A 20,703-nucleotide genomic window follows, 5' to 3' on the forward strand; every position below is an offset into this window, starting at 1 on the left:
CGGTCGGCCGGTTCGTAGGCTTCCCCGTATCCGGGGACGCAAAGCATTCGTATGAATGTACAAAACGGTCGGGTGCCGGCCGCCTTGGACAGACGCTCCCCCGAGAAAGGCCCCACCGTGGCCGCCAAGCCCGTGGCCCCGCGCGCCAAGCGCCTCGTCGTGCTGGTCTCCGGATCCGGCACCAACCTTCAGGCGCTGCTCGACGAGATCGCCGCCGTCGGTGCGCAGGAGTACGGGGCCGAGGTCGTGGCCGTCGGCGCCGACCGCGAGGGCATCGAGGGGCTGGCGCGCGCCGAGCGGGCCGGACTGCCGGTCTTCGTGTGCAAGGTCAAGGACCACGGCAGCCGCGAGGAGTGGGACGCCGCCCTCGCCGAGGCCGTCGCCGCCCACGAGCCCGACCTCGTCGTCTCCGCCGGGTTCATGAAGATCGTCGGCAAGGAGTTCCTCGCGCGGTTCGGGGGGCGGTTCGTCAACACGCACCCCGCCCTGCTGCCCAGTTTCCCGGGGGCGCACGGCGTGCGGGACGCGCTCGCGTACGGCGCCAAGGTCACCGGTTGCACCGTCCACTTCGTCGACGACGGCGTCGACACCGGGCCGATCATCGCGCAGGGCGTGGTGGAGATCCGGGACGAGGACGACGAAGGCGCTCTCCACGAGCGCATCAAGGAAGTCGAGCGAAGGCTGCTCGTCGAGGTCGTGGGGCGCCTCGCCCGCAACGGCTATCGCATTGAGGGACGAAAGGTAGTTATCCAGTGACCGCCGAGAGCAACAAGCGGCCCCTTCGCCGGGCGCTCGTCAGCGTCTACGACAAGACCGGGCTCGAGGACCTCGCGCGCGGACTCCACGAGGCCGGGGTCGAGCTCGTCTCCACCGGCTCCACCGCCGCGAAGATCGCCGCTGCCGGCGTCCCCGTCACCAAGGTCGAGGAGCTCACCGGCTTCCCCGAGTGCCTGGACGGCCGCGTCAAGACCCTGCACCCGAGGGTCCACGCCGGCATCCTCGCCGACCTGCGCCTGGAAGACCACCAGCGGCAGCTCGCCGAGCTGGGGGTCGAGCCGTTCGACCTCGTCGTCGTCAACCTCTACCCGTTCCGCGAGACCGTCGCCTCCGGCGCCTCGCCCGACGAGTGCGTGGAGCAGATCGACATCGGCGGCCCCTCGATGGTCCGCGCCGCCGCCAAGAACCACCCCTCGGTCGCCGTCGTCACCAGCCCGGCCCGTTACGCCGACGTGCTCAAGGCCGTCCAGAGCGGGGGCTTCGACCTCACCACCCGCAAGCGGCTCGCCGCCGAGGCCTTCCAGCACACGGCCGCCTACGACGTCGCCGTCGCCTCCTGGTTCGCCTCCTCCTACGCGCCGGTCGACGAGTCGCAGTTCCCCGACTTCCTGGGCGCCACCTGGGAGCGCGAGCACACCCTGCGCTACGGCGAGAACCCGCACCAGCCCGCGGCCCTCTACGTCTCCGGCACCGGCGGCCTCGCCCAGGCCGAGCAGCTGCACGGCAAGGAGATGTCGTACAACAACTACACGGACACGGACGCCGCCCGCCGTGCCGCGTACGACCACACCGAGCCGGCCGTCGCGATCATCAAGCACGCCAACCCCTGCGGCATCGCGATCGGCGCGGACGTCGCCGAGGCGCACCGCAAGGCGCACGCCTGTGACCCGCTGTCGGCGTTCGGCGGCGTGATCGCGGTCAACCGCCCGGTCAGCAAGGAGATGGCGGAGCAGGTCGCGGAGATCTTCACCGAGGTCATCGTCGCGCCCGGCTACGAGGACGGGGCCCTGGAGGCCCTCACCAAGAAGAAGAACATCCGTGTGCTGCGCTGCGCCGAGGGGCCCGCCGCCCCCGTCGAGGTCAAGCCCATCGACGGCGGTGCGCTGCTCCAGGTCACCGACCGCCTCCAGGCCGACGGGGACGACCCGGCCAACTGGACGCTGGCGACCGGTGACGCGCTGAGCGCCGACGAGCTGGCCGAGCTGGCGTTCGCCTGGAAGGCCTGCCGTGCGGTGAAGTCCAACGCGATCCTGCTCGCCAAGGACGGTGCCTCGGTCGGCGTCGGCATGGGGCAGGTCAACCGCGTCGACTCCGCGAAGCTGGCCGTCGAGCGGGCGGGTGCCGAGCGTGCCGCGGGTGCGTACGCCGCGTCCGACGCGTTCTTCCCCTTCCCGGACGGCCTGGAGATCCTCACCGAGGCCGGGGTGAAGGCCGTGGTCCAGCCCGGCGGTTCCGTCCGCGACGAGCTGGTCGTCGAGGCCGCGCAGAAGGCCGGCGTCACGATGTACTTCACGGGGACGCGGCACTTCTTCCACTGAGACAGGTGACGGACGGAGCGGGCCGGCTGCATCGCCGGCCCGCTCCGGCGTGTCAGCCGTCCACCTCGTGGCGTCCGGCCTCCCGGAAGTACCCCAGCTCCTCCGGCGTGCCGTCGATGGCGTCCTCAACGCCCCTTGTTCGAAGGTCACTTCCGGTCTTCGGGCGCGTACTCCCGCAGGAAGTGCGCGACCCGGTCGGCGTATGCGCGGACGTCCGGCGGCACGCCGCCCGCCGCGTTCACCGTCCGGTACGACCTGCGGTACGCGGCGGCGACGAGGACGCGCCGGTCGCCGGGCAGGTCGCCGTGCAGGCGCGGGGCGATCCAGCACAGGTAGCGGCCCATCGCCGGGATGGACTCGGCCGGTGGGAAGGGAGGCTCGGGGACCGTCTCGCCGGGGGCGCCGTCCTCGTTCATCCACCAGCGCAGGACGCGCGGGGTCCAGCGGGCGATGCCGTACTCGTCGTTCGCGGGGTCGGAGAGGTCCGGGTCGAAGTCGCTCTCCACCTTCAGCATGGCGGCGATCAGGACCGGGCTGACCTCTTCCTGGTCGCAGTCGTGCGCCGTCTCGACGATCAGCAGGCGGTAGGCGGGCGGCACGCCCCGGTCGGTGCGGAGCTCGGAGGCTCCGTACGCGGCGGCCGAGACGTTCGCGGTCGCGCCGGGGCCGCTGCCGGCGCCGTCCCCTCCGGCCGAGACGCCGATGCCGTAGGCCAGCAGGGCGGCCAGGGCAGCGGCGGCCGCGGCCAGGACGGCCGCGAGGGATCCGCGGCGCGAGCGGTGGCGGGCGGAGCGCAGCGCGGGCAGGCGGGAGGCGCGCCGGCCCTGGCCCGCGGTCGCCGTCGCACGGCGCAGCAGCGCCGCGCCGCCGATGCGCTGCTGGTGCGTCCGCGTCAGACAGGCCCGCACGATCTCCCGCCAGTCGTCCGGCAGCTCCGGCGACAGACGCAGCTGGTCGACGCCGCGGGCATAGGCCGCCGCCGCGTCACGACGGGCCGTCGGGGTGGCGCCGGGCAGCGGGAAGGCGTCGGTGAGCACGAGGTGGGCGAGGACGCCGAAGGCCCAGATGTCGGCGGAGGGGCGGATGCGGCGGCCGCGTTCGCCGATCTCGGTCCACAGCAGTTCCGGCGGGGTGTAGTCGGGGGTGGAGAAGGCCGGAGTGTAGGCGTGGGTGCCCTCCAGCTCGGCGGCCAGGTTGAAGTCGGCCAGACGGACCGAACCGTCCGCCATCAGCAGCACGTTGGCCGGCTTCAGGTCGCCGTGCACCCAGCCGGCGTCGTGCAGCTGGGCGAGGCCCTCGGCGATCTGCGCGAGCAGTGCCGGACCGGCCGCGGGGCGGGGCGTGGCGGCGAGCAGGGCCGACAGGGAGCCCTCGGCCTTCTCCAGGACGAGGACGGTGGCGCCGTCCAGCTCCGGACGGTCCGGGTCGTCGACCGTCAGCGTCTGGTACATGCGCACCAGCCGCGGATGTCTCAGCCGCCGGTACAGCTCGACCTCCCGCTCGATCAGTTCGCGCAGGTGGGCCAGGCGGCGGGGCGTGGCCGTCCCGGTGGGCAGGAACTTCAGCGCGGCCGTGGGCGGCAGTTCGGTGCCGGCACCGACGCGCCGGGCCGCGTACACACTGCCGAAGGCGCCCGTCGCGATGGGCTCGCGCACCTGCCAGACGCCGACCCGGTAGCCCTTGGGCACGGGTACGGCGTAGGCCTCGGTCACCGGGTCGCCCCGGGCGGGCGGAGGGTGCCCGGCATCCGGACGGCGCCGCGCGCGCTTCTGATGGGGGTGCGGTTTCGCTCGTCCTCCGTGGTCGGCGGAGGTACCACGACGATGCTGAACAAGGTGCTCTCCCCGTGCCTGAACAGCTACCACCGTCAGACTAGGGCGACGCACCAGGGCCGTGCCCCCCTCGTACGGGTGAGACACGGCCCTTGGAAGTGAATGGCGTGAACTGGTCCGGTGGACCGGTCCGTTCAGTAGCGGGGCCGGTTGAACCAGGCCTTGCCGTTGGCGTTGCCGACGAACACCGCGACCAGGACGGCCAGGACGGTGTGCACCAGGCCGACGAGGATGAAGGGGTAGATGCCGAGGACCGCCGTGATGATGGCGAAGACCAGGATGGTGATCCGGGCGCCGTTGCCGCCGTTCTTGAACTTCGTCGCCAGGACGGCGGCGAACACCAGCCAGGCCAGGCCGAACACCACGTAGCCCCAGATCACGCCGGTCGAGTTGCCGACCAGGTCCTGGAACGCGGTGTCGTCCTTGAGGGACTCCTCGTCCTTCGCGGCGTTGAGTGCCGCGGCGGCGAAGGCGAAGATGGCGATGCCGACGACCTGGAGACCGACGATGACCCACATCATCACGCGGGCCGCGCCCACCGAACCGGGCATCGTGGTCGGCGCGGCGGGGCCGCCGTAGGGGGAGACCGGAGGGGCCTGCGGGTAGCCGTAGCCGGGAGCCTGACCCTGGTTCTGCGGGTAGCCGTAGCCCGGCTGCTGCTGCGGCTGCCCCTGGGGAGCGCCGTAGGGGTTGTTCGGGTCGCCGTAGCTCATGGGGGACTTTCCTCCGTTGGTCCGAGTGCGGGGACGACGCGTGACATCCGCACGGAGGAAAACCTTCAGTATTGCGACCGTCCCCCCGTTGAGCTGCCCGCGGCACTTGTCGGGTCATCGTTCTTCACCACTGACCGGCTTGTCCAGCCGCATTCCCGATGTGTTGTGCAAGTGCAACATCGCTGATCATGGGCGGATACGGGGCGAGGGGCCCCGCGGTGCCCGGATTGCGGTCGGATTGGAACCGTGGCGGGGTCATCCGCGAGGATGGGGCCATGACCGCCCAGATTCTCGATGGCAAGGCCACCGCAGCCGCGATCAAGTCCGATCTGACCGCCCGCGTGGCGGCGCTGAAGGAGAAGGGCGTCACGCCCGGCCTCGGCACGATCCTGGTCGGGGACGACCCCGGCAGCCAGAAGTACGTCGCCGGCAAGCACCGCGACTGCGCGCAGGTGGGCATCGCCTCCATCCAGCGCGAACTGCCCGCCACGGCGACCCAGGAGGAGATCGAGGCGGCCGTCCGCGAGCTCAACGAGGACCCGGCCTGCACCGGGTACATCGTGCAACTGCCGCTGCCCAAGGGCATCGACGAGAACCGCATCCTGGAACTGATGGACCCGGACAAGGACGCGGACGGGCTGCACCCGATGAACCTGGGGCGCCTCGTCCTCAACGAGCCCGCCCCGCTGCCCTGCACCCCGAACGGCGTGCTGACGCTGCTCCGCCGCTACGGCGTGGAGATCAAGGGCGCCGAGGTCGTGGTCGTCGGGCGCGGTGTGACCATCGGCCGCCCGATGCCGCTGCTGCTGACCCGCCGCAGCGAGAACGCGACCGTGACCCAGTGCCACACCGGCACCCGTGACCTGTCGGCGCACCTCAAGCGCGCGGACATCATCGTCGCCGCGGCCGGTTCCGCCCATCTGATCCGCGCCGAGGACGTGAAGCCCGGCGCGGCCGTCCTCGACGTGGGCGTCTCCCGCAGCGCCGAGGGCAAGATCGTGGGCGACGTCCACCCGGACGTCGCCGAGGTCGCCGGCTTCATCTCCCCGAACCCCGGCGGAGTCGGCCCGATGACCCGCGCCCAGCTGCTCGTGAACGTGGTCGAGGCGGCGGAGCGCAGTGTCGGCTGAGCACCGGGCCCCGACCGGGCACGAGGCGCCGGGCGGGCATGAGGAGCCGGGCGGATACGAGGCGCCGGGTGGGCACGAGACGTCCGGCGGGCATGAGGCGCCGGAGGACATCTCCGTCCGGGACCCCATCAGCGCGCCGGACGCCGCGGGGCGGCCGCGGCGGGTCACCCGGCGCTTCCCGCTGTTCACCAGGGACACCGCGCGGCCCGAGGGCGGCGGCCGGGCCGCGCCCGGGGACGCTCCCGCGCCGGCGCGGCAGTGGCCCGTGCTCGCCGTGCTGGGGCTGGCCGGGCTCGGACTGCTGGTGACGGCGTTCGGCCAGTTCCGGATCGGGACGCTGCTGATCGGTGCCGCCCTGCTGGGCGGCGGCGCGATGCGCTGGCTGCTGCCGGGCGTCGGCATGCTCGCCGTCCGCTCCCGGTTCACGGACATCGTCACCTACGGACTGCTGGGCACCGTGATCGTGCTGCTGGCGCTGATGGCCCAGCCGAATCCGCTGCTCCAGATCCCGTTCCTGAAGGACACCCTGCACTTCACGGTCACCAACGAGTGACGGGACGGCGGCCCGTCCTCTCCCCCGAGGAAGGACGGGCCGCCGTCACGCACCACCCTCCTGCACGGCGAACGGCCTGTTCAACGGCTGTCAGTGCGCTGTGGCACGGAAGTGACAGTTCCGGTACGTCTCGCTTCCGATACCGCACAAAGTGGTGCGACGCGGGGGTTGGCAGGGACAATCAGGACGGTCCAGGGTGTACCGCGCGCGGTCACCATGCTCCTGTGCGCCCCCCGTCAGGGAACTGAGATCCTGACTGGGCGCATCCCTGTGGGTATCCAGAACGGGGACTCGGCCAAGGCCGCCACGCGCGGGGCGAAAAAGCGCGAGAAATATCAGCACGTACGGGGGGAAGAGGGGGAGCAATGCCTCGTTGGAAGGCCTTGCCGGATGAGCTCGATCCGCAGATCAGGGAGTTCACCAGTCAGCTGCGCAGGCTCGTGGACCGCAGCGGTCTGAGCATCGCGTCGGTGGCGGACCGCACGGGCTACAGCAAGACGTCGTGGGAGCGTTACCTGAACGGCCGGCTGCTCGCACCGAAGGGCGCGATCGTGGCCCTGGCCGAGGTCACCGGCACCAATCCGGTGCACCTGACCACCATGTGGGAGCTCGCCGAGCGTGCCTGGAGCCGCTCGGAGATGCGGCACGACATGACGATGGAGGCCATCCGGATCTCCCAGGCGCGCGCCGCGCTCGGGGAATTCGGCGGGCAGGACTTCACCGACCCCTCGGCCGGCGGCAAGGCGGCTTCGGCGGGCGAGGGCAGAGCCGCCTCGGCGGGCAGCGGCAAGCCCGCCCGCCGGAGCGGCGGCACCACGGTCACGCCGGGCATCGCGGGGCCGGCCGGTGTGGCCCCGAGCGTGCCGTCGCAGCCGACCGCCCCCGAGGTCCAGGACTCCAGCGGCTCGGGTGTGCGGGACGACAGCGGCCGGGCCGGCGCGCCCGAGGTCAACTCGTGGGGACTGGCCGGTTACCAGGGCCCGTCTCCGACGGGCGGGCGTTCCGCCGGACCCGGTGCCGACCGGGGGTCCCGGTCCGGCTCACGTCCCGGAACCCCCGCAGGATCGCCCGGCGGCCGGACCCCCGGCGCCGGCTCGTACGGTGAACCGCAGGACGCGGTCCCGGCCCGGGCCGGTGGCGCGGGCGGCAGTGGCGCCGGCGGGACCCGCCGCGCCCCCTCCGCCCCCGCGGGCAAGAAGCGGACGGCGACCTTCGTCGCGGGTGTCGTGGGCGTGCTGGTGGTGATCGCCGGCGCGTTCTACCTCACCGGCGGCGGTGGCGACGACGAGACCAAGGGCGGTTCGAAGTCGCCCTCGCCGACCGTCAGCGCCGATCCGAAGCTGCCGCCCGGCGTGAAGTGCAGCGGCGCCGACTGCACCGGCAAGGACGCCGAGGCCATGGGGTGCAGTGGTGACCTGGTCACCACGGCCCGGACCGCGACCGTCGGCACGACCGTCGTCGAGGTCCGCTACAGCGAGACCTGCAAGGCGGCCTGGGGGCGTATCACCCAGGCCGCACAGGGCGACGAGGTCGAGATCAGCTCGGGCAAGGCGAAGCAGACCGGCAGCATCACCGCGGCCGGCGACACCATCGCCTACACCCCGATGGTCGCCGTGAAGGGCGCCGCCGACGCCAAGGCCTGCGCGACGCTGACGGCCGGTGGAAAGGGCTGCACCGACTAGGCCACGGCCCCGGCGCGCAGCGGTGCCACCGGCCCGGGTGAGGAATTCCCGAAGGGGAGGAATGCCCGCCCGGATCGGGGGCACGCGAACCGTACCCCCACGGGAGTCCGGCATGGTCGGTATCCCCCCAGGCGGCCGCCTTCGTCCTCCTCTCCCGGACGGGCGGCCGCCTCTCGCATGGGGGCGGGTGCGCGCCCGAGGACGGGGCGGAGTTGTGGGCCGGGCCACACCGACCCGGACGTCCGGGATCCCGGATGCGCGATAGCCTGACCGCTGGTCGGATCTCTTGACGCCAAGAGATCGATCAAACGTCCGGGGCAGGGACCGCCCCACCGCCAGCTGTCATACGGAGAACGCCATGACCCGCACTCCCGTGAACGTCACCGTCACCGGCGCGGCCGGCCAGATCGGTTACGCCCTGCTCTTCCGCATCGCCTCCGGTCAGCTGCTCGGCGCGGACGTGCCGGTGAAGCTGCGCCTGCTGGAGATCACGCCCGCCCTGAAGGCGGCCGAGGGCACGGCCATGGAGCTGGACGACTGCGCGTTCCCGCTCCTCCAGGGCATCGACATCACCGACGACCCGAACGTCGCCTTCGACGGCGCCAACGTCGGTCTGCTCGTCGGCGCCCGCCCCCGCACCAAGGGCATGGAGCGCGGCGACCTGCTGGAGGCCAACGGCGGCATCTTCAAGCCGCAGGGCCAGGCCATCAACGCCCACGCCGCGGACGACATCAAGGTCCTGGTCGTCGGCAACCCGGCCAACACCAACGCCCTCATCGCCCAGGCCGCCGCGCCGGACGTACCGGCCGAGCGGTTCACCGCGATGACCCGCCTGGACCACAACCGCGCGCTGACCCAGCTCGCGAAGAAGACGGGCTCGACGGTCGCCGACATCAAGCGCCTGACCATCTGGGGCAACCACTCCGCCACCCAGTACCCCGACATCTTCCACGCCACCATCGCCGGCAAGAACGCCGCCGAGGTCGTCAACGACGAGAAGTGGCTGGCCGAGGACTTCATCCCGACCGTCGCCAAGCGCGGCGCCGCCATCATCGAGGCCCGCGGCGCCTCGTCGGCCGCCTCCGCCGCGAACGCCGCCATCGACCACGTCCACTCGTGGGTCAACGGCACCGCCGACGGCGACTGGGTCTCCATGGGCATCCCGTCCGACGGTTCCTACGGCGTGCCGGAGGGGCTCATCTCCTCCTTCCCCGTGACCACCAAGGACGGCACGTACGAGATCGTCCAGGGCCTGGAGATCAACGAGTTCTCCCGCGCCCGGATCGACGCCTCCGTCAAGGAGCTGGAGGAGGAGCGCGAGGCGGTCCGCGGCCTCGGCCTCATCTGACCGGAGCCGCTCGCACCTCCGTACACAGGCCCCGCACCGGACACCCGGTGCGGGGCCTGCGGGCTTTCCGCAGGCCGGCGAGGCACATCTCCGCCCGTTTTGTTCCTGTTCGTCCACATCTCCCGTGACACAGCGCACTTTCGGCCATCGACGCGCATGCATCCGAGGGAGCAGGGCAGGCGAACTCGGTCTCTTAGTGACACGAATGTGACACAGGGGCGCTGATCAGGAACGGAAGGCGAAGAGCGACCATGGCGGAAAGTACCGAACTTCAGGCACGCGAAACCATCCATGCGGGAGGAGAGTGGCGGGCGGCCACCTCCGGGGCCACCCGCGAGATCCTCGACCCCGCGGACGCCCTGCCCTTCGCCGTGGTCGCGGAGGGTGACGAGAAGGACACCGATCTGGCGATCGCCGCCGCCCGGCGCGCCTTCGACGAGGGACCGTGGCCGCACACCCCCGTCGCCGAGCGGGCCGCGCTGCTGCGGCGCGTCGCCGATCTCCTCGTGCGCGACCGCGAGAAGCTCGGCCGGCTGGAGGCCCAGGACGCGGGCAAGACCGTCGAGGAGGGCCGCGTCGACATCGACTGCGTCGCCGACGCCTTCCGCTACTTCGCCGACCTGGTCGCCGGGGAGGCCCCCGGCCGGGTCGTGGACGCGGGCTCGGCCGACATCCACAGCGTCGTCGTGCACGAGCCGATCGGCGTCTGCGCGATGATCACGCCCTGGAACTACCCGCTGCTTCAGGCCAGCTGGAAGATCGCCCCCGCCCTCGCCGCCGGCAACACCTTCGTGATCAAGCCGAGCGAGATCACGCCGATGACGACGATCGCGGTCATCGAGCTGCTCGTCGAGGCCGGGCTCCCCGAGGGCGTCGCCAACATCGTCACCGGCCCGGGGCATTCGGTCGGCGCGCGCCTGTCCGAGCACCCCGACGTCGACCTGGTCTCCTTCACCGGCGGCCTGGTCAGCGGCACCAAGGTCGCCCAGGCCGCCGCGCCCACCGTCAAGAAGGTCGCCCTGGAACTGGGCGGCAAGAACCCCAACGTCGTCTTCGCCGACGCCTGCGCCACCGAGGAGGGCTTCGACACCGCCGTCGACCAGGCTCTCAACGCCGCCTTCATCCACAGTGGCCAGGTCTGCTCGGCCGGCGCCCGCCTCATCGTCGAGGAGTCGGTCCGCGACCGTTTCGTCACCGAACTCGCCCGGCGCGCCGAGAAGATCCGCCTCGGCCGCGGCACCGAGGACGGCGTCGAGTGCGGCCCGCTCGTCTCCGAGCAGCAGCGCGCCAAGGTCGAGATGTACGTCGAGTCGGCCCTCAAGGAGGGCGCGGTGCTGCGGTCCGGCGGCAAGCGCCCCGAGCCGTCCCCGCAGCGGCCCGAGAACGGCTACTTCTACGAGCCGACCGTCCTCGACCACTGCCACCGCGAGATGCGCGTCATCCGGGAGGAGGTCTTCGGGCCGGTCCTCACCGTCGAGACCTTCCGCACCGAGGACGAGGCTGTCGCCCTCGCCAACGACACCGAGTACGGACTCGCGGGCGGCGTGTGGACCGCCGACGCGGGCCGCGCCCGCCGCGTGGCCGGCCGGCTGCGCCACGGCACGATCTGGATCAACGACTTCCACCCCTACCTGCCGCAGGCGGAGTGGGGCGGTTTCGGCAAGAGCGGAGTGGGGCGCGAACTCGGCCCCGCCGGACTCGCCGAGTACCGGGAGACCAAGCACGTCTACCAGAACCTCGCTCCCCAGCCGGTGCGCTGGTTCGCGGGCTGACCCCACCGCCCGCCGGGCCGCCGACCCCTCATCCCGGGCTCACCCCCACACCCCGGGCTGAACGTCCCCGTCCCCCGAGCCCGTTCACTTCATCCCCACTGGAGCAAGTACGCCATGTCCCACACCAGCCATGAGTACGACTATGTCGTGATAGGTGGCGGAACCGCGGGTTCCGTCATCGCCTCCCGCCTGACCGAGAACCCGGACGTCACCGTCGCCGTCATCGAGGGCGGCCCCAGTGACGTCGGCCGTGACGACGTACTGACCCTGCGCCGCTGGATGGGCCTGCTCGGCGGCGAGCTCGACTACGACTACCCCACCACCGAACAGCCACGCGGAAACTCGCATATCCGGCACAGCCGGGCCCGCGTCCTGGGCGGTTGCTCCTCGCACAACACCCTGATCGCCTTCAAGCCGCTGCCCGCCGACTGGGACGAGTGGGAGGACGCCGGCGCCAAGGGCTGGGGCGCGGTGCAGATGGAGGCCTACTTCGCCCGGCTGCTCAACAACATCGTCCCGGTCGACGAGAAGGACCGGAACGCCATCGCCCGTGACTTCGTCGACGCGGCCCAGGAGGCCCTGGGCGTGCCGCGCGTCGAGGGCTTCAACAAGAAGCCCTTCACCGAGGGCGTCGGCTTCTTCGACCTCGCCTACCACCCCGAGAACAACAAGCGGTCCTCGGCGTCGGTCGCGTACCTCCACCCGGTGATGGAGGAGCGGCCCAACCTGACGATCATGCTGGAGACCTGGGCGTACAAACTCCAGCTGGACGGCAACCGCGCCGAGGGCGTGCACGTGCGCACCAAGGACGGCGAGGAGATCCTCGTCAAGGCGCGGGGCGAGGTCCTGCTCTGCGCCGGTGCCGTCGACTCGCCCCGGCTGCTGATGCACTCCGGCATCGGCCCCAAGGCCGACCTGGAGAAGCTCGGCATCCCCGTCACGCTCGACCTGCCGGGTGTCGGCGAGAACCTGCTCGACCACCCCGAGTCGGTCATCGTCTGGGAGACGAACGGACCCATCCCGGAGAACTCCGCGATGGACTCCGACGCGGGCCTGTTCGTGCGGCGCGACCCCGAACTGGCGCACCCCGACCTGATGTTCCACTTCTACCAGATCCCCTTCACGGACAACCCGGAGCGACTGGGCTACCGGCGGCCGGAGTTCGGCGTCTCGATGACACCGAACATCCCCAAGCCCAAGAGCCGCGGCCGGCTCTACCTGACCAGCGCCGACCCCGAGGTCAAGCCCGCCCTGGACTTCCGCTACTTCACCGACGAGGACGACTACGACGGTCAGACCCTCGTCGACGGCATCAAGATCGCCCGCGAGATCGCCAAGACCGAGCCGCTGGCCGGCTGGCTCAAGCGCGAGGTGGCCCCCGGACCGGACGTCACCGGTGACGAGGAGCTCAGCGAGTACGCCCGCAAGGTCGCGCACACCGTCTACCACCCCGCCGGCACCTGCAAGATGGGCGCCGCCGACGACCAGCAGGCTGTCGTCGACCCCGAGCTGCGCATCCGCGGCCTGGAGGGCATCCGCATCGCCGACGCCTCCGTGTTCCCCACGATGACCACCGTCAACCCGATGATCGGAGTCCTCATGGTCGGTGAGAAGGCCGCCGAGCTGATCGGTGGTGGTGTCAAGTGACCGCGACCCTCGAACCCCCGACGGAGCAGACCATGGACACCACCGCGCCCGTCTTCTCGGTGGAGGGGCTGTGGAAGGTGTTCGGCCCCAAGGCCGAGCGCGTTCCCGCCGACCCCGAACTCACCGCCCTCGACCCCGCCGAGCTGCGCTCGCGCACCGGCTGCACCGCCGCCGTGCGCGACGTCAGCTTCGACGTCCGCAAGGGCGAGGTCTTCGTCGTCATGGGCCTGTCCGGCTCCGGCAAGTCCACGCTGGTGCGCTGTCTGACCCGGCTGATCGAGCCCACGGCCGGCACCATCGCCATCGACGGCGAGGACGTCCGCGCCATGGACCGCTCCCGGCTGCGCGAACTGCGCCGCCACCGCGCCGCGATGGTCTTCCAGCACTTCGGCCTGCTGCCGCACCGCTCGGTCCTCGACAACGTCGCCTACGGCCTGGAGATCCAGGGCATGGGCAAGGCCGAGCGGCGCGAGCGGGCCGCGAAGGTCGTCGCCAAGGTCGGCCTCGAAGGCATGGAGCACCGCCGCCCCGGCCAGCTCTCCGGCGGCCAGCAGCAGCGCGTCGGCCTCGCCCGCGCGCTTGCCGCCGACCCCGAAGTGCTGCTCTTCGACGAGCCGTTCAGCGCGCTCGACCCGCTGATCCGGCGGGACATGCAGGAGGAGGTCGTCCGGCTGCACCACGAGGAGGGCCGCACGATGGTCTTCATCACGCACGACCTCCAGGAGGCCCTGAAGCTCGGCGACCGCATAGCCCTGATGCGCGACGGCAAGGTCGTGCAGCTCGGCACGCCCGAGGAGATCGTGGGCGCGCCCGCCGACGACTACGTCCGCGAGTTCGTCCGGGACGTCCCGCGCGAGCAGGTCCTCACGGTCCGCACGGCCATGCGCCGCCCCTCGGCGGACCAGGACGGCAGCGGACCGGCCGTGCCCCCCGACGCGACGGTGTCCGAGGCGATCGAGGCGGTCGCCCGCGCCGGCGCTCCGGCCCGGGTCGTCGACAAGGGCCGGTGCGTGGGCGTGGTCGACTCCGACACGCTCCTCGGCGTCGTCGCCGGGACGGAGCAGCCCGCTCCGCCAGGAACGCGGCAGCCCAAGGAGGCGGTGTGATGGCGACCATCACCGCGTCCCCGCCGCGTGTCGGCCTGCCCGCCCTCCTCAAGCACCGGGCCGTCCACAAGCTGCTCCTGCTCGCCCTCGCCGCCGCGATCCTCGTGCCGCTGGCCAACGCCCGCTGGGCGAGCGGCACCTGGCCGAGCGCGCTGACCGTCGACTTCTCCGAGCCGCTCGCCAAGGCCAGCGACTGGATCATCGACAACCGCGACAGCCACCCGCTGTTCCTGTACTTCTTCGGCCACGTCAGCAATGTCGTCGTCATCGCCGTACGGGCCGTCTACCTCACCCTCCTGGCCGTCGGCTGGGCGGGCGTCACGGCCCTGGGCGCCCTGGTCGCCTGGCGCGTGGCGGGCGTGAAGCTGGCGCTCGGCACGGCCGCCGCGTTCCTCGCCTGCGGGCTGCTCGGCATGTGGGTGCCGACCATGCAGACCCTCGCCCTGATGGTCGTCGCCGTCCTCGCGTCGGTCGCCGTCGGCATGCTGCTCGGGCTCGCCGCCGGACTGTCCGACCGGATGGACCGGGTGCTGCGCCCGGTTCTGGACACCATGCAGGTGCTGCCCGCCTTCGCCTACCTGCTTCCGGTCGTGCTGGTCTTCGGCATCGGCGTCCCGGCGGCCGTCCTGGCCACCGTCATCTACGCCGCCCCGCCCATGGCCCGCCTGACCTCCCTCGGGCTGCGCGGCGCCGACAAGGGGGTGCTGGAGGCGGTCGAGTCACTCGGCTCCACCGCACGCCAGCGCCTGCTGACCGCCCGGATCCCACTGGCCCGCAAGGAACTCCTGCTCGGCGTCAACCAGACGATCATGATGGCGCTGTCCATGGCCGTCATCGCGGCCGTCATCGGCGCGGGCGGTCTCGGTGACCGCGTCTACCAGGCCCTGGCCTCGGTCGACGTCGGTGCCGCGCTCGCCGCCGGCATCCCGATCGTGCTGCTGGCCGTCGTCCTGGACCGCGTCACCGGCGCGGCGGGGGAGAAGCTCGGCGCCGAACCCGAGCCCCACAGCGGCCGCGGCTGGCTCTACGCCCTCGCCGGTGTCGTCGCCGTGGCGGTCGCCGGGCGCCTCGCGGGCCGCCTCGACTGGCCCGACTCCTGGGTCGTCGCCATCGCCGAGCCCGTCAACCGCGCCGTCGACTGGATGACCGCGCACCTGTACTCGGGCGTCCCCGTCGTCGGCGGCACCGCCGACTGGGCGGGCCACTTCACCACCTGGGTCCTCGACCCGATGCGTGATGGCCTCCAGGCGCTGCCCTGGTGGTCGGTGCTGCTGGTCGTCGCCGCCCTGGCCTGGGTCATCGGCACCTGGCGCACCGCGCTCACCGCCGTCCTCGCCATGGCCGCGATCGGCGTCCTCGGCGTCTGGAAGCCGTCCCTGGACACCCTCTCCCAGGTCCTGGCGGCCGTCGCCGTCACCCTGGTCGTCGGCTTCGCCGTCGGCATCGCCGCGGCCCGCAGCGACCGCCTGGAGCGGGCCCTGCGCCCGGTCCTCGACGTGTTCCAGACGATGCCGCAGTTCGTGTACCTGATCCCGGTCGTCGCCCTGTTCGGCGTCGGCCGCGCCCCGGCCGTCGCCGCCGCGATCGTCTACGCGCTGCCGGCCGTCGTCCGCATCACCACCCAGGGCCTGCGTCAGGTCGACCCGGCCGCGCTGGAGTCCTCCAGTTCGCTCGGCGCGACCAGCTGGCAGCAGCTGCGGCAGGTGCAACTCCCGCTGGCCCGCCCGGCACTGCTGCTCGCCGTCAACCAGGGCCTCGTCCTGGTGCTCGCCGTCGTCGTCATCGGCGGCCTGGTCGGCGGTGGCGCCCTCGGCTACGACGTCGTCTTCGGCCTCGCCCAGGGCGACCTGGCGACCGGTCTGGTGGCCGGCGCGGCGATCGTCTGCCTCGGCCTGATGCTCGACCGGGTGACCCAGCCCACCGAACGCCGCGCGAAGAAGGGAGCCTGACATGCGGATCCGTACGACCGCCGCGGTCGCCGCGGTGAGCTCCCTGGCGCTGCTCACCGGCTGCGGCGCGGCCGATATGACCAAGCAGGCCTCGCCCTTCGCCAACGCGCAGGGTTCCAAGACCGTGACGCTGTCCGTGCAGTCCTGGGTGGGCGCGCAGTCCAACGTGGCCGTCGCCCAGTACATCCTGGAGCACGAGCTGGGCTACCGCGTCGACACCGTCCAGGTCGACGAGGTGCCCGCCTGGGACGCCCTCAGCCAGGGCCGCGTCGACGCCCTCCTGGAGGACTGGGGTCACCCCGAGCAGGAGCAGCGGTACGTCAAGGACAAGAAGACGATCGCGCCCGGCGGCGAACTCGGCGTCACCGGCCACATCGGTTGGTTCGTCCCGACGTACTTCGCCAAGAAGCACCCGGACGTCACGAACTGGAAGAACCTCAACAAGTACGCCGACCAGTTCCGCACCCCGGAGAGCGGCAGCAAGGGCCAGCTGATGGACGGTTCGCCGTCCTACGTCACCAACGACAAGGCGCTGGTGAAGAACCTGAAGCTGGACTACCAGGTGGTGTTCGCCGGGTCCGAGGCGGCGCAGATCACGCAGATGAAACAGTTCGCCAAGGAGAAGAAGCCCTTCCTCACCTACTGGTACTCCCCGCAGTGGCTCTTCAAGAAGGTCCCGATGACCGAGGTGAAGCTGCCGCCGTACAAGGAGGGATGCGACGCCGACCCGGAGAAGGTCGCCTGCGCCTACCCGCACACGCCGCTTCAGAAGTACCTCAACGCGGACTTCGCGAAGAGCGGCGGCAAGGCGGCGGCCTTCCTGAAGAAGTTCAAGTGGACGACCGAGGACCAGAACGAGGTCTCCCTGATGATCGCCGACCAGAAGATGACGCCGGAGGACGCGGCGAAGAAGTGGGTGGACAGCCACGAGTCCACGTGGAAGAAGTGGCTGTCCTGAGCGTCCTTACCGTCGCAGCCCCGCGGCGATCTCCCGCAGTGCGCGGGTGGCCCGCCGCTGGAGCCCCGGACCGTAGGTGATCCGGGTGGCCCCTCGTTCGCCGAGTTCGGCGGGCGAGGGGCCCTCGTCCGTCAGGGCCCCCACGTTGACCGGCCCCTCGATGCCGGCCCGCAGCAGCGGCAGGATCTTTGGCGGGGCCGCGATCGGGTACACGCAGTCGGCCCCCGCGGCGACGTACAACGCGGCCCGCTCGATGGCGCGTGCGGGATCGTCGACGCCGCAGGCGAAGGTGTCGATGCGCGCGTTGACGAACAGCCGGTCACCGGCCGCCTCCCGCACCTCGGCCAGCCAGGCGGCGTGCGCGCGGGGGTCCTTCAGCACCCCGTCCGCGGAGTCCTCCAGGTTGCAGCCGACCGCCCCCGCCTCCAGCAGCCGCTCCACGAGGTCCTTCGGCGCGAGCCCGTACCCGCCCTCCACGTCCGCGGACACGGGCACGTCGACTGCCCGGACGATCCGTGCGACCGCGGCGAACATCTCGTTGGCCGGGACCTGACCGTCCTCGTACCCGAGCGAGGCGGCGACCCCGGCGCTGGGCGTGGCGAGCGCGGGGAACCCGGCCTCGGCGAACACCCGCGCACTGGCCGCGTCCCACGGCCCGGGGAGGACCAGCGGGTCGCCGGGCGCCCGGTGGTGGTGCAGGGCGCGGAACTCGTCGGTTTTGCTCATGGTGTGTATCCCCCTGGCGGAATCCGGCGTGCGACCATCACCCGGTTCCAGTTGTTGATGGCGACGACCAGGCCGATCAGATGGGCCAGCCCGGCCTCGTCGAAGTGCTGTGCGGCCCGCTCGTACACCTCGTCCGGCACGAAGCCCCCGGTCAGCACGGTCACCGCCTCCGTCAGCGCCAGCGCGGCCCGCTCCCGCTCGTCGAAGACGCCCTCCGCCTCCTCCCACGCGGCCAGCAGATCGAGCTGCCGCTCGCTCACCCCGTACTCACGGGCGATCGCGAGGTGCATGTCGAGGCAGAACGCGCAGTGGTTGAGCTGCGAGGCGCGGATGACGACGAGTTCGGCGAGGGCCGGGTCGCCCAGGCCCCTCTTCGCGGCGGCGCTGAGAGCCGACATGGCCCGGCCGACCGCCGGATCCAGCAGCCGGGTCCGGGTCGTCACCTGTACTGGCCCGGCTCGTAGTGCCCCGGGGCCATCCGGCAGGTCACCCCGAACCGGTTCCAGGCGTTGATCACCGTGATCGCCGCGATGACCTGCGCCAGCTCCGCCTCCTCGAAGTGCCGGGCGGCGTTGTCGTAGACCTCGTCCGGCACGAAGCCGTCCGTCAGGACCGTCACCGCCTCCGTCAGCTCCAGCGCGGCGATCTCCTTCGCGGTGTAGAAGTGCCGCGACTCGTCCCAGGCGCTGAGCTGCACGATCCGCTCGACGCTCTCGCCCGCCGCCAGGGCGTCCTTGGTGTGCATGTCGATGCAGAACGCACAGTGGTTGATCTGCGAGGCGCGGATCTTCACCAGCTCGTACAGCGTGGGGTCGAGGCCCGTCCGTGCGGCGGTCTCCAGCCGGACCATCGCTCTGTAGACCTCGGGCGCGTGCTTGGCCCACTCCAGGCGGGCGGGCTGTTCGGGGGCGTACTCCACGGTCGCCGGGGTGTCGGTGTGCGTCGTCATGCCCTCGACCCTAGGAGGGAAGCAGCCCAGGAGTATGGTCCATTTCCATGGCGGAACCCTGGGCCACTCTGGGCATCGACCTGCATGTGGAGCCGACCGGGCCGGGCCTGCGCCGGGGGCTGACCGACGCCCTGCGCGAGGCGGTGCGCTCCGGCCGGCTGGCCCCGGGCAACCCGGTTGCCCTCCTCCCGCGCGCTCGCCGCCGACCTGGGCATCGCCCGCAACACCGTCGCCGACGCCTATGCCGACCTGGTCGCCGAGGGCTGGCTCACCGCCCGGCAGGGGTCGGGCACCCGGGTCGCCGCGCGCGAGGTCGTCCCGCCGTCCGGCACGGCACCCCACCCCCGGGCCCCCGCCCGCCCGGCCTACGACCTGCGCCCCGGCAGCCCCGACCTCGCGTCCTTCCCGCGCACGGAATGGCTCAAGGCCGCCCGCCGCGCCCTCAACGCCGCCCCGCACCACGCGTTCGACTACGGCGACCCCCGCGGCCGCCCCGAGCTGCGGGCCGCGCTCGCCGGGTACCTCTCCCGGGCCCGGGGCGTGCGCACCGACCCCGAACGGATCGTGGTGTGCGCCGGGTTCGCGCACGGCCTGAAGCTGCTCGGCACGGTCCTGCGGGCCCGCGGCGCACGGACGGTCGCGGTCGAGTCGTACGGCCTCGACGTGCACGGGCGGATCCTGGCCGCCTCCGGACTGGACACCGCCCCGCTGCCCTTCGACCGGCTGGGCACCGACCCGGGCGCCCTGTCCGGAGCCGACGCGCTGCTGCTCACCCCCGCCCACCAGTTCCCCATGGGCGTGCCCCTGCACCGCGACCGCCGTACGGCCGTCGTGGACTGGGCCCGGCGCACCGGCGGGCTGGTCCTGGAGGACGATTACGACGGGGAGTTCCGCTACGACCGGCAGCCCGTCGGCGCGCTCCAGGGCCTGGACCCCGACCGGGTGGTCTATCTGGGCACCGCGAGCAAGTCCCTCGCGCCCGGGCTGCGGCTGGCCTGGATGGTGCTGCCGCCGCGCCTCGCCGACGAGGTCGCCGCGGCCAAGGGCGGCGTCGACACCTGCGGGGTGCTGGACCAGCTGACCCTGGCCGAGTTCCTCACCTCCGGCGCCTACGACCGGCACGTGCGCGCGGCCCGCCTGCGCTACCGGCGCCGCCGGGACGCCCTGGTCGCCGCTGTCGCCGCCCGGGCCCCTCAGGCCCGCGTCACCGGCATCGCGGCCGGTCTGCACGTCCTGCTGCGTCTGCCGCCGGGCGCCGAGCAGTCGGTGGTCCAGGCGGCGCACTGGCGGGGCCTGGCGCTCCACGGACTCGCCCGCTACACCCACCCCGCCGCGCGGGCCGAGCCCGTCGACGCCCTGGTCGTCGGCTACGGCACGCCGCCGGACCACGCCTGGTCGGGGGCGCTGGACGCGCTGTCCGCAGTACTGCCCGGATAATCGCTCGAATTCACCCTCGGAAATGCCGCCCGGCGGATATGGTCACCTCATGAGTGAAAGCCTTTCCCCCTCTCGCGTGGCCCTGAAGAAAATCACCCCCGACGTCTCAGCGGCCATGGGTTCCCTGCATGCCGCCGCCGTTTCCGCGGCCGAGGACGCAAAGCTCGAACCAGCACTGCTGGAACTGGTCAGGATCCGCGCCTCACAGATCAACGGCTGCGCGTTCTGCCTCGACCTGCACACCAGGGACGCCCGCGAGCGGGGTGAGACCGAGCAGCGCATCCACACCCTGAACGCCTGGCGGGAGGCGCCCTTCTTCACCGAACGCGAGCGCGCCGCACTGACGTTGACCGAGGCCGTGACGCTCGTCCACGACGGCCGCGTCCCGGACGCCGTCTACGCCGAGGCGGCCGGGGTCTTCGACGAGAACCAGATCGCGGCCCTCATCTGGGCGGCCACCGTCATCAACGCCTACAACCGGATCGCGATAGCGACCCGCATGGTCCCGAAAAGCTGAAAAAAGAAACAGGACGTGCGCCGGGTCGAATGCGGCCCGGCGTTTCTTTCACCCCGCTTTCCCTTGTAA

The 20,703-nt window shown here is 72.0% G+C and carries 17 protein-coding genes and 1 pseudogene; 13 read left to right on the plus strand and 5 right to left on the minus strand.

The window, feature by feature from the left end; all coding sequences use genetic code 11:
* Window positions 1-117 precede the first annotated feature (117 nt).
* Both purN and purH read left to right on the plus strand, forming a co-directional pair.
* Window positions 118-756 carry a phosphoribosylglycinamide formyltransferase gene (gene purN / locus AB0E85_RS06985; protein WP_062928676.1) on the plus strand — a complete coding sequence of 213 codons (639 nt, stop codon included), beginning with the start codon at window positions 118-120 and terminating at the stop codon, window positions 754-756.
* Window positions 753-2,315, plus strand: a complete 1,563-nt coding sequence (gene purH / locus AB0E85_RS06990; RefSeq protein WP_361923392.1) for a bifunctional phosphoribosylaminoimidazolecarboxamide formyltransferase/IMP cyclohydrolase — start codon at window positions 753-755, stop codon at window positions 2,313-2,315. Before purN ends, purH begins: the two co-directional genes overlap by 4 nt.
* Before the next feature lie 146 nt (window positions 2,316-2,461).
* On the opposite strand, the gene AB0E85_RS06995 is transcribed toward purH, so the two are convergent.
* Window positions 2,462-4,027, minus strand: coding sequence for a protein kinase (locus AB0E85_RS06995; RefSeq protein ID WP_361923395.1), 1,566 nt, complete (start codon window positions 4,025-4,027; stop codon window positions 2,462-2,464).
* A gap of 254 nt (window positions 4,028-4,281) precedes the next feature.
* On the minus strand, window positions 4,282-4,860 hold the full coding sequence (locus AB0E85_RS07000) for a hypothetical protein (RefSeq protein WP_361923398.1): 579 nt from the start codon (window positions 4,858-4,860) through the stop codon (window positions 4,282-4,284).
* A 275-nt stretch (window positions 4,861-5,135) separates the two neighbouring features.
* On the opposite strand from AB0E85_RS07000, the gene AB0E85_RS07005 reads away from it, so the two are divergent.
* The 9 genes from AB0E85_RS07005 (at window position 5,136) to AB0E85_RS07045 (ending at window position 17,005) form a co-directional block, all read left to right on the plus strand.
* Complete coding sequence (locus AB0E85_RS07005) at window positions 5,136-5,990, plus strand: bifunctional methylenetetrahydrofolate dehydrogenase/methenyltetrahydrofolate cyclohydrolase (RefSeq protein ID WP_059423424.1); 855 nt, start codon at window positions 5,136-5,138, stop codon at window positions 5,988-5,990.
* 109 nt (window positions 5,991-6,099) lie between these two features.
* Window positions 6,100-6,543, plus strand: a complete 444-nt coding sequence (locus AB0E85_RS07010) for a DUF3017 domain-containing protein (protein WP_361923698.1) — start codon at window positions 6,100-6,102, stop codon at window positions 6,541-6,543.
* Window positions 6,544-6,926: 383 nt separating this feature from the next.
* Window positions 6,927-8,225 carry a DUF2690 domain-containing protein gene (locus tag AB0E85_RS07015; protein ID WP_361923401.1) on the plus strand — a complete coding sequence of 433 codons (1,299 nt, stop codon included), beginning with the start codon at window positions 6,927-6,929 and terminating at the stop codon, window positions 8,223-8,225.
* 358 nt (window positions 8,226-8,583) lie between these two features.
* On the plus strand, window positions 8,584-9,573 hold the full coding sequence (locus AB0E85_RS07020) for a malate dehydrogenase (RefSeq protein WP_361923404.1): 990 nt from the start codon (window positions 8,584-8,586) through the stop codon (window positions 9,571-9,573).
* A 251-nt stretch (window positions 9,574-9,824) separates the two neighbouring features.
* Window positions 9,825-11,345 carry an aldehyde dehydrogenase family protein gene (locus AB0E85_RS07025; protein ID WP_361923407.1) on the plus strand — a complete coding sequence of 507 codons (1,521 nt, stop codon included), beginning with the start codon at window positions 9,825-9,827 and terminating at the stop codon, window positions 11,343-11,345.
* A gap of 114 nt (window positions 11,346-11,459) precedes the next feature.
* Window positions 11,460-12,992, plus strand: a complete 1,533-nt coding sequence (locus AB0E85_RS07030) for a GMC oxidoreductase (protein WP_361923410.1) — start codon at window positions 11,460-11,462, stop codon at window positions 12,990-12,992.
* A 32-nt stretch (window positions 12,993-13,024) separates the two neighbouring features.
* Window positions 13,025-14,098 carry a glycine betaine/L-proline ABC transporter ATP-binding protein gene (locus AB0E85_RS07035; RefSeq protein WP_361923700.1) on the plus strand — a complete coding sequence of 358 codons (1,074 nt, stop codon included), beginning with the start codon at window positions 13,025-13,027 and terminating at the stop codon, window positions 14,096-14,098.
* Complete coding sequence (locus AB0E85_RS07040; protein ID WP_361923413.1) at window positions 14,098-16,047, plus strand: ABC transporter permease subunit; 1,950 nt, start codon at window positions 14,098-14,100, stop codon at window positions 16,045-16,047. Before AB0E85_RS07035 ends, AB0E85_RS07040 begins: the two co-directional genes overlap by 1 nt.
* A gap of 1 nt (window position 16,048) precedes the next feature.
* Complete coding sequence (locus tag AB0E85_RS07045; protein ID WP_361923416.1) at window positions 16,049-17,005, plus strand: ABC transporter substrate-binding protein; 957 nt, start codon at window positions 16,049-16,051, stop codon at window positions 17,003-17,005.
* A 6-nt stretch (window positions 17,006-17,011) separates the two neighbouring features.
* Here the strand turns inward: AB0E85_RS07045 and AB0E85_RS07050 are convergent, their stop codons facing one another.
* Genes AB0E85_RS07050 through AB0E85_RS07060 form a run of 3 tightly spaced genes read right to left on the minus strand, consistent with a single transcriptional unit; the run spans window position 17,012 to window position 18,680 of the window.
* Entirely contained in the window at window positions 17,012-17,731 is a 720-nt protein-coding gene (locus tag AB0E85_RS07050; protein ID WP_361923419.1) for an isocitrate lyase/phosphoenolpyruvate mutase family protein, read from the minus strand.
* On the minus strand, window positions 17,728-18,174 hold the full coding sequence (locus AB0E85_RS07055; protein WP_361923422.1) for a carboxymuconolactone decarboxylase family protein: 447 nt from the start codon (window positions 18,172-18,174) through the stop codon (window positions 17,728-17,730). Before AB0E85_RS07055 ends, AB0E85_RS07050 begins: the two co-directional genes overlap by 4 nt.
* Entirely contained in the window at window positions 18,171-18,680 is a 510-nt protein-coding gene (locus AB0E85_RS07060; protein WP_361923425.1) for a carboxymuconolactone decarboxylase family protein, read from the minus strand. Before AB0E85_RS07060 ends, AB0E85_RS07055 begins: the two co-directional genes overlap by 4 nt.
* Window positions 18,681-18,727: 47 nt before the next feature.
* On the opposite strand from AB0E85_RS07060, the pseudogene AB0E85_RS07065 reads away from it, so the two are divergent.
* Both AB0E85_RS07065 and AB0E85_RS07070 read left to right on the plus strand, forming a co-directional pair.
* Window positions 18,728-20,117: pseudogene (locus AB0E85_RS07065) on the plus strand (PLP-dependent aminotransferase family protein).
* Window positions 20,118-20,166: 49 nt separating this feature from the next.
* The gene (locus AB0E85_RS07070) at window positions 20,167-20,634 is read left to right on the plus strand and encodes a carboxymuconolactone decarboxylase family protein (RefSeq protein ID WP_361923427.1); all 468 of its coding nucleotides are present in this window, start codon (window positions 20,167-20,169) and stop codon (window positions 20,632-20,634) included.
* Window positions 20,635-20,703 lie beyond the last annotated feature (69 nt).

Origin of the sequence: Streptomyces sp. NPDC029044 (genome assembly GCF_040637495.1) — a bacterium.
Taxonomy (GTDB): Bacteria; Actinomycetota; Actinomycetes; order Streptomycetales; family Streptomycetaceae; genus Streptomyces.